The following is an 8,788-nucleotide window of genomic DNA, read 5'->3' as shown; positions in this document are numbered from 1 at the left end:
GGCTCGGAGATGTGTATAAGAGGGAGGTGGCGGGACGGGCCGGCTCGGGGGATGAAGCCGGGGGGCGAACCGTGCTTGAAGGGTCATTGACCTCTTCGGCAGCGGACCCGTCCTCCTTTAGGGGAAGATCACGATTTGGTGAGTAACAATTCGGGCAAATAGGACGCGCGATCGATTGTACGAAAAGAGATCCGGCGTATGTGCGATACGGGTGACGGAGTGTTACGAAACCTGCGGCCCGCGCCGCTGCGGCAGCGTCACCACCGCCGCGTCCGACAGGTCGGACGGCGGCAGTCCCGCGATCTGGCACAACAGATCGCCCCAGGCCATCAGGTGTGACGCGGTGTCCGGGATGCCGCCGCGCCACTCCCTCGGCGTCCATGAGGCGCGGATCTCGATCTGTGTCGCCGGACGGCGCGCGGAGAGCGCACCGAAGTAGTGCGATCCGGCGCGTGTCACCGTCCCGCCGGCCTCCCCGTACGACAGGCCCCGCGCGTCCAGCGCACCCGTCAGCCAGGACCAGCACACCTCCGGCAGCAGCGGGTCCGCCGCCATTTCCGGCTCCAGCTCCGCACGGACCAGGGTCACCAGCCGGAACGTGCCCTGCCAGGCGTCGTGCCCCGCCGGGTCGTGCAGCAGGACCAGCCTGCCGTCCGCGAGATCGTCCTCGCCGTCCACCACCGCCGCCTCCAGGGCGTACGCGTGCGGCGCGAGACGCTGGGGCGGCCTGGTCGCCTCCACCTCCAGCTCCGGGCGCAGCCGCGCGGAGCGCAGCGCGTCCACCGCCGCCAGGAACGCGGGAGGCACGGGAGGGCCCTCCTCCGCGCGGTCCTTGCCTTCAACGCCGTCGGAATGATCGGAAAACTGTCCCTGAGCCGGAGCCATGCGGGGAAGAGTAGGCGGAAGGCGGGCCGCGCGCAGGGAGAGACACCCGTGCGGGGCCGGGCTCCTTCGGCACGCGTGCGAAGATTCTGTGCGTGAGTGCCAACGACAGCCCTTCGGGCCAGCAGACGACGACCTCCGCCAGCCTCGACGCGGTCCGCAACGCCACCCACGACTCGGCGTTCCTGAAGGCCTGCCGCCGTGAACCCGTACCGCACACGCCGGTCTGGTTCATGCGCCAGGCGGGACGCTCGCTGCCCGAGTACCTGAAGGTCCGCGAGGGCATCGCGATGCTCGACTCCTGCATGATGCCGGAGCTCGTCGCCGAGATCACCCTGCAGCCCGTACGCCGCCACAAGGTCGACGCCGCGATCTACTTCAGCGACATCGTGGTGCCCCTGAAGGCCATCGGCATCGACCTCGACATCAAGCCCGGCGTCGGCCCCGTCATCGCCGAGCCGATCCGCACCCGCGCCGACCTGGCCCGGCTGCGCGACCTGACCCCCGAGGACGTCCCGTACGTCACCGAGGCCATCGGGATCCTCACCGCCGAGTTGGGCGCCACCCCGCTCATCGGCTTCGCCGGGGCCCCGTTCACGCTGGCCAGCTACCTCGTCGAGGGCGGCCCCTCGCGCAACCACGAGCGCACCAAGGCCATGATGTACGGCGACCCGCAGCTCTGGGCCGACCTCGTGGACCGGCTCGCGGAGATCACCGGCGCCTTCCTCGAGGTCCAGATCGAGGCCGGGGCATCCGCCGTCCAGCTCTTCGACTCCTGGGTCGGCGCGCTGGCCCCCGCCGACTACCGCCGCGCGGTGCTCCCCGCCTCCGCGAAGGTCTTCGACGCCGTCGCCCCCTACGGCGTCCCCCGCATCCACTTCGGCGTCGGCACCGGAGAACTGCTCGGCCTGATGGGCGAGGCGGGCGCGGACGTCGTCGGCGTCGACTGGCGGGTCCCGCTGGACGAGGCCGCCCGCCGCGTCGGCCCCGGCAAGGCGCTCCAGGGCAACCTCGACCCGGCGGTGCTCTTCGCGCCGACCCCGGCCGTCGAGGCGAAGACCCGCGAGGTTCTGGACGCCGCCGCCGGTCTGGAGGGCCACGTCTTCAACCTGGGCCACGGCGTCATGCCGAACATGGACCCGGACGCGCTCACCCGCCTCGTGAACTACGTCCACGAGCAGACCGCGCGCTGAACAGCCCGGAGGCCGGCCGGAAGGCCGGCCTCCGAGGCGGTCAGCTCCCCGCGCCCCGCACCGCCGCCACCGTCTTGCGGGCGGCCACCAGCACCGGGTCCCACACCGGTGAGAACGGCGGGGCGTAGCCGAGGTCGAGCGCCGTCATCTGCTCCACGGTCATCCCGGCCGTCAGCGCCACCGCCGCCACGTCCACCCGCTTCGCCGACCCCTCGCGGCCGACGATCTGCACCCCGAGCAGCCGGCCCGTACGCAGCTCCGCGATCATCTTCACCGTCATCGGCTTCGCCCCCGGGTAGTACCCCGCCCGCTGGGTCGACTCGATCGTCGCCGTGACGTAGCGCAGTCCGACCGCGCGGGCGTCCTTCTCCCGCAGCCCGGTCCGGGCGATCTCCAGGTCGCAGACCTTGCTCACCGCCGTACCGACCACACCGGGGAACGTGCCGTAGCCGCCCCCGACGTTGGAACCGATCACCTGGCCGTGCTTGTTGGCGTGGGTGCCCAGCGCGATGTGCCGGGTGCGGCCCGCCACCAGGTCGAGGACCTCCACGCAGTCGCCGCCCGCCCAGATGTTCTCGTGACCCACGAGCCGCATCGCCAGGTCCGTCAGCAGACCGCCGTGCGGCCCCACCGGCAGCCCCGCCGCGCGCGCGAGCTCCGTCTCCGGCTCCACGCCGATGCCGAGGACCACCACGTCCGCCGGATACGTCCCCGCGTCCGTCGCCACCTCGGTGACCCGGCCGTCGGGACCGGTGAGGATCTTCGTCACGGCCGCCCCGTTGACCGTGGTGATGCCGAGACCGTCCATCGCCTCGTGGACGAGGCGCCCCATGTCCGCGTCGAGCGTCGCCATCGGCTGCTCGCCCCGGTTGAGGACGGTCACCTCGAAGCCCCGCTTGAGCATCGCCTCGGCCATCTCCACGCCGATGTACCCCGCGCCCACCACGACCGCCCGCCGGGGCCCGTCGCCGGAACGCAGCGCGTTCAGCGAGTCCAGCAGCTCCTGCCCGTCGTCCAGGGTCTGCACCCCGTGCACCCCGGCCGCGTCCATCCCCGGCAGCGCCGGACGCACCGGACGGGCTCCGGTGGCGATCACCAGCTTGTCGAAGCCCGTCCAGTACGTCTTCCCGCTCTCCCGGTCCAGCGCCCTCACCCGCTGCCCGGCCACGTCCAGCTCGGTCACCTCGGTCCGCATCCGCAGATCGATGTCCCGCTCCCGGTGCTCCTCGGGGGTGCGGGCGATCAGGTCGTCGCGCTCCTCGACGTCGCCGCCCACCCAGTACGGGATGCCGCAGGCGGAGTACGAGGTGAAGTGGCCGCGCTCGAAGGCGACGATCTCCAGCGCGTCCGGCCCCTTCAGCCTGCGGGCCTGTGACGCGGCGGACATGCCCGCCGCGTCACCGCCGATGACCACCAGTCGCTCCGCTGCCATGCCGGGTCCCTTCCGCCGGTTCGCCGCTTCGGCGAATCAGGGCACCACGCTACGACGCCGGAGCGGTTCAGGAGGCCGAGGCGCCGTCCTTCCCGGCCGGGGCCGCCGCAACCGCCGGAGCGGTACGGCGCGCGGCCCTGCGCTTCCGCAGCTGCCGCCAGGCCAGCACGGCCAGGACTGCGGTGACCAGGAACGGGAACGCGGCCCCGAACGCCACCGCGATCCACCGCAGCATCGTCACGAACGCGTCCCAGCCGCCGCCCAGCGCGTCCAGGAACCCGGGGTCGTCGTCCTTCCCCCCGTCGTCGCCCGGGGCGTCCGGCGGCGTCAGGTCCAGCGTGATCGTCGCCAGCGAGGTGCGGTCCTTCAGGCTCGCCTGCTGGGCCAGCAGCGACTCCAGATCGGACTGACGACTGCTCAGCTCACCCTCCAGGGCCACCACATCGCTGATCTTCTCCGCCCGGTCCATCAGCTCCCGCACCCGCGCCACACTCGCGCGCTGGGTGGCGATCCGGCTCTCCACGTCGACCACCTGGTCGGTGACGTCCTTCGCGTTCGAGGTACGGGAGAGCAGCTTCCCGGAACCCGCCAGCTCCCGCAGCACCTCCTGGAACCGCTCCTGTGGCACCCGCAGCACCAGGTGCGAGGTCTCATAGGTGTCGTCGAGCCGCTCGGTGTTCTCCGACGCGACCAGGCCCCCCGCGCCCTCCGCGACACCGCGCGCGGCGGCCGCGGCCTTCGGCACGCTCTTCACCTCGACGGAGAGAGTGGCCGTCCGGATCACATGGGTGCCCCCCGGCTTCGGCGCCGCCTTCTTCCCGGCCGCCTTCCCGTCCGCCTGCTCCTCGGCAGCGGCGGAGGCGGCTGCCCCGCCCTCGTCCGTGAACCCCTCGCGCGGCGCGGCCTTTCCGTCCGCCGCCTTCGCGCCGCTGTCCGACGCGTCGCCCGACGCCCCGCAGCCGCCGACGGCGAGCAGGAGGCCGAGTGACCCGGCCACGAGCACCCCACGCGCGCGGGCGAACGATCGCCCGCTCTTGCTTGCACTCTGCATAACTGGTCCCCCCAGGACGCTTGTTGATGGTGACCGTTCGACGCGTCGGCCCCGGGACCGGTTGCCGGAGGGCGGTTTCGAAGCGGTCACGGTCAGGAGTCGGTACGGGTTTGAGAGAGTGGACCCATGCAGCGTTCTCAACAGCGTGCGGAAACGCCCCCGGGGCACGTCGTCGTCATCGGCGGCGGCATCGCCGGTCTGGCGGCCGCCCACCACCTGGTCGCCACCGGCCTGCGGGTCACCCTCCTGGAGGCCACGGACCGGCTCGGCGGCAAGCTCATGACCGGCGAGATCGCGGGCGTCCAGGTCGACCTGGGGGCCGAGTCGATGCTCGCCCGGCGCCCCGAGGCGGTCGCGCTGGCCGAGGAGGTGGGCCTCGGCGACCGGCTCCAGCCGCCCGCCACCGCCACCGCGTCGCTCTGGACGCGCGACGCGCTGCGCCCGATGCCCAAGGGCCACGTCATGGGCGTCCCCGGCGACCCGGCGGTCCTCGGCGAGGTGCTGTCCCCCGAGGGCCTGGCCCGGATCGCCGAGGAGCGCGACCTCACCCCGACCCCCGTCGGCGACGACGTCGCGGTCGGCGCGTACGTCGCCGACCGGCTCGGCCGCGAGGTCGTCGACCGGCTGGTGGAGCCCCTCCTCGGCGGGGTCTACGCGGGCGACGCCTACCGGATCTCCATGCGCGCCGCCGTACCCCAGCTGTTCGAAGCGGTGAAGGAGGGCGGCCCGCTGCTCGACGGTGTCCGCCGCATCCAGGAGCGGGCCGCCGCCCGGCAGCAGACCGGCCCCGTCTTCCAGGGCATCGCGGGCGGCATCGGCACCCTCCCGGCCGCCGTCGGCGACGCCGTACGGGCCCGGGGCGGCGAGATCCTCACCGAGACCCCCGTCCTCGGCCTGACCCGTACGGAATCGGGCTGGGCCGTCCGCACCGACACCCGGACCATCGCCGCCGACGGCATCGTCCTGGCCACCCCCGCCTGGTCCGCCGGCACCCTGCTGGCCGCCGAGTCCCCGGCCGCCTCCGCCGAGCTGTCCGGTGTCGAGTACGCCTCGATGGCCCTGGTCACACTCGCCTTCCGGCGCACCGACATCGAGGCGTACGAAGCCCTGCGCGGCCGCTCCGGCTTCCTGGTGCCGCCGGTCGACGGGCACACGATCAAGGCGTCCACGTTCTCCAGCAACAAGTGGCAGTGGGTCGCCGACGCCGCCCCCGGCCTGTTCGTGCTCCGCACCTCCGTCGGCCGCTACGGCGAGGAGGACCACCTCCACCGCGAGGACGAGGAGCTCGTCGCCGTCTCCCTGCGCGACCTCGCCGCCGCCACCGGCCTCACCGCCCGGCCCGTCGACACCGAGGTCACCCGCTGGATCGGCGGCCTGCCGCAGTACCCGGTCGGCCATCTGACCCGGGTCGCCCGCATCCGCGACGAGGTCGCCAAGCTGCCCGCCCTGCGGGTCTGCGGTGCGGTCTACGACGGGGTGGGCATCCCCGCCTGCATCGCGAGCGCGCGCCGCGCGGCCGACGAGATCGCGAGCGAGATCATCGCCACGCCGACCCTGGTTCGGGGCACGGGGAGCGAGGCGGGACAATAGCCGTATGAGTGCTCCTGAGACTGTGACACCAAGCAAGGGTCCGAACGCCGGCAAGAAGGCCAAGGACCTCAACGAGGTCATCCGCTACACCCTGTGGTCGGTCTTCAAACTGCGCGACGTCCTCCCGCTGGACCGCGCGGGCTACGCCGACGAGGTGCAGGAGCTGTTCGACCAGCTCGCGGCCAAGGACATCACCGTCCGGGGCACCTACGACCTGTCGGGGCTGCGGGCCGACGCGGACATCATGATCTGGTGGCACGCCGAGACCTCGGACCAGCTCCAGGACGCGTACAACCTCTTCAGGCGCACCAAGCTCGGCCGCGCACTCGACCCGGTCTGGTCGAACATGGCGCTGCACCGCCCCGCCGAGTTCAACAAGTCGCACATCCCGGCGTTCCTCGCCGACGAGACGCCTCGCGACTACATCAGCGTCTACCCCTTCGTCCGGTCCTACGACTGGTACCTGCTGCCCGACGAGGACCGCCGCCGCATGCTCGCGGACCACGGCAAGATGGCCCGGGGCTACCCGGACGTCCGCGCCAACACCGTGGCCTCGTTCTCGCTCGGCGACTACGAGTGGATCCTCGCCTTCGAGGCGGACGAGCTGTACCGCATCGTCGACCTGATGCGTCACCTGCGCGCCTCCGAGGCACGGCTCCACGTGCGCGAGGAGGTCCCGTTCTACACGGGCCGCAGGAAGAGCGTCGCAGACCTGGTGGCCGGGCTCGCATAGCCAGCGAGTCCCGCACCACCCCAACCCGGAAGATCAGAGAGTCGGGCACCGGGCACCGATCGTGCCGTCCGCCTCTCCAGCGACACCGGGTTCGGCTTCGGGGGCCGTCGCACCGTGAAGGTGTGACGGCCCCCGCTCCGTACCCTCCCGACGTCAGTCCAGCGACACCGGGTTGGGCTCCGGGTGCGCGGCACAGTCCGCACCCCGCCGCGGCACCTCACCGGTCAGCAGATACCGGCGCAGATGGTCGTCGACGCAGGCGTTCCCCGCCCCGCCGATGCCATGCGTCCCCGCGTCCCGCTCGGTCACCAGCGACGAACCGGGCAGCCGCTTCCGCAGCTCCAGCGCCCCCTTGTACGGGGTCGCCGCGTCCCGCTCCGCCGCCAGGATCAGCACCGGCGGCAGCTCGCCCCACCCCACGCGGACGTCCAGCGGCCGCTGCCGGGGAGCGGGCCAGAAAGCACAGGGCAGGTTCGAGAAGGCGTTGTCCCAGGTCTCGAAGGGCGCGACGCGCGCCAGCTCCGTGTGGTCGCGGTCCCAGACCTCGAAGTCCTCGGGCCAGGGCGCGTCGTTGCACTCGACGGCCGTGTACACCGCCTGGGCGTTCTCGTTGTCCTTCGCCGCCACCGCGCGCGGGGACGCCTGGGCGACCAGCGGCTCCGGATTGCCCCGGACGTACTCCGACAGCGCCGTCGCCCGCATCGCCCAGTAGTCGTCGTAGTAACCGGCCCCCAGGAACGCCGAGTGCAGCTGCCCCGGCCCGACCTTGCCGCCCGCCGGATTCACCGCCAGCTCGGCGCGCACCTCGTCGTAGCGCCGCTGCACCGCCTCAGGGGTGGTCCCCAGGTGGTACACGTCGTCGTGCTTGGCGACCCAGCGGCGGAAGTCCTCCCAGCGCGCCTCGAAGGCCAGCGACTGGCCCATGTTGGAGCGGTACCAGATCTGCTCCGGGGCCGGATCCACCGCCGAGTCGAAGACCATGCGGCGTACGTGGGAGGGGAACAGCGTCGCGTACAGCGCCCCGAAGTACGTCCCGTACGACGCCCCCATGAACGTCAGCCGGCTCTCACCGAGCGCGGCCCGCAGCACGTCCAGGTCCCGGGCGTTGTTCAGCGATGTGTAGTGCCGCAACGTCTCACCCGCGTGCTCCGCGCAGCCTCGCGCGTACGCTTTCGCACGGGCGACGCGCCGCTCCTTGTCCTCCTGGGTCGGATGCGTCGGGGCGTCGGTCGGGCCCTTCGTGTACGCGGCGGGGTCCTGGCAACTCAGCGGGGCGGAGGAGCCGTTCACCCCGCGCGGTGCGTAGCCGACCAGGTCGTACGCCCCGGCGATCTCCTTCCACTCCGGCAGCTCCCCGGCCAGCGGGAAGGTGATGCTGGACGCGCCGGGGCCGCCCGGGTTGTAGACGAACGCGCCCTGCCGCTCCTTGGCCGGACCGGTGGCGAGCGTGCGGCTGACGGTCAGTTCGAGCTGCCGGCCGTCCGGCTCCGCGTAGTCGAGGGGCACCTTCACCGTGCCGCACTTCAGGGAGTCCGGGAGCATCTCCTCCTCGGGGCAGGCGGCGAAGTCGATCCCGGCGGCGGTGGCCCGGGCGGCGGCGATCGCGGTGCCCCGGGCCTCGGCGGAACCAGGGCGTTCCCAGGCCCCCGCCGGAGCGGCGGCGAGGGCGGACAGGACCAGGGAGCCGATCGATGTGTAGAGCGCAGCAGTTCTCACGCGCGGGGGGCCTCTCTGCGGATACGGAGAGGCATGGTCGGGCGGCGGGGAGGGTATGTCCAGCGCCGCCCCGGAATGTCGTCGGAATCCACCCTGATGGGCGCTCAAGAACCGTACGTACGCGCCCGATTCAGGTCGCGGGAGACCGATTCAGGAGCCACCGCCCCCACAGCTGGATCCGCCCCCGCCCT

The 8,788-nt window shown here is 72.5% G+C and carries 7 protein-coding genes; 3 read left to right on the top strand and 4 right to left on the bottom strand.

From position 1 onward, the window contains the following. Positions 1-222: 222 nt before the first annotated feature. Positions 223-885, bottom strand: a complete 663-nt coding sequence (locus D3105_RS29990) for a DUF3000 domain-containing protein (protein ID WP_118906061.1) — start codon at positions 883-885, stop codon at positions 223-225. Positions 886-977: 92 nt separating this feature from the next. Here D3105_RS29990 and hemE point away from each other — a divergent pair, with 92 nt between their 5' ends. Beyond that, positions 978-2,075, top strand: a complete 1,098-nt coding sequence (hemE, locus tag D3105_RS29985; RefSeq protein WP_118906060.1) for a uroporphyrinogen decarboxylase — start codon at positions 978-980, stop codon at positions 2,073-2,075. 40 nt (positions 2,076-2,115) lie between these two features. Here the strand turns inward: hemE and D3105_RS29980 are convergent, their stop codons facing one another. Both D3105_RS29980 and D3105_RS29975 read right to left on the bottom strand, forming a co-directional pair. Next, positions 2,116-3,507: an FAD-dependent oxidoreductase gene (locus D3105_RS29980; protein WP_118906059.1), complete on the bottom strand. Its 1,392-nt coding sequence runs from the start codon at positions 3,505-3,507 to the stop codon at positions 2,116-2,118. Positions 3,508-3,574: 67 nt separating this feature from the next. Beyond that, a complete protein-coding gene (locus D3105_RS29975) occupies positions 3,575-4,558 on the bottom strand; it encodes a DUF4349 domain-containing protein (protein ID WP_118906058.1) in 984 nt (327 codons plus the stop codon). Between the two features lie 126 nt (positions 4,559-4,684). Between D3105_RS29975 and hemG the strand changes: the two genes are divergently transcribed. Together hemG and hemQ are read left to right on the top strand one after the other, a co-directional pair. Then, positions 4,685-6,148 (top strand): protoporphyrinogen oxidase, encoded by a 1,464-nt coding sequence (hemG, locus tag D3105_RS29970; protein ID WP_118906057.1) that lies wholly within the window; start codon positions 4,685-4,687, stop codon positions 6,146-6,148. 4 nt (positions 6,149-6,152) lie between these two features. Then, positions 6,153-6,881 (top strand): hydrogen peroxide-dependent heme synthase, encoded by a 729-nt coding sequence (hemQ, locus tag D3105_RS29965; RefSeq protein ID WP_118906056.1) that lies wholly within the window; start codon positions 6,153-6,155, stop codon positions 6,879-6,881. A 153-nt stretch (positions 6,882-7,034) separates the two neighbouring features. On the opposite strand, the gene D3105_RS29960 is transcribed toward hemQ, so the two are convergent. After that, a complete protein-coding gene (locus D3105_RS29960) occupies positions 7,035-8,597 on the bottom strand; it encodes an alpha/beta hydrolase (protein ID WP_118906055.1) in 1,563 nt (520 codons plus the stop codon). Positions 8,598-8,788 lie beyond the last annotated feature (191 nt).

It is taken from the genome of Streptomyces globisporus, from assembly GCF_003501885.1.
Classification (GTDB): domain Bacteria; phylum Actinomycetota; class Actinomycetes; order Streptomycetales; family Streptomycetaceae; genus Streptomyces; species Streptomyces globisporus_D.
The sequence above is the reverse complement of the archived record's forward strand: the minus strand, read 5'-3'. Positions and strand labels throughout refer to the sequence as shown.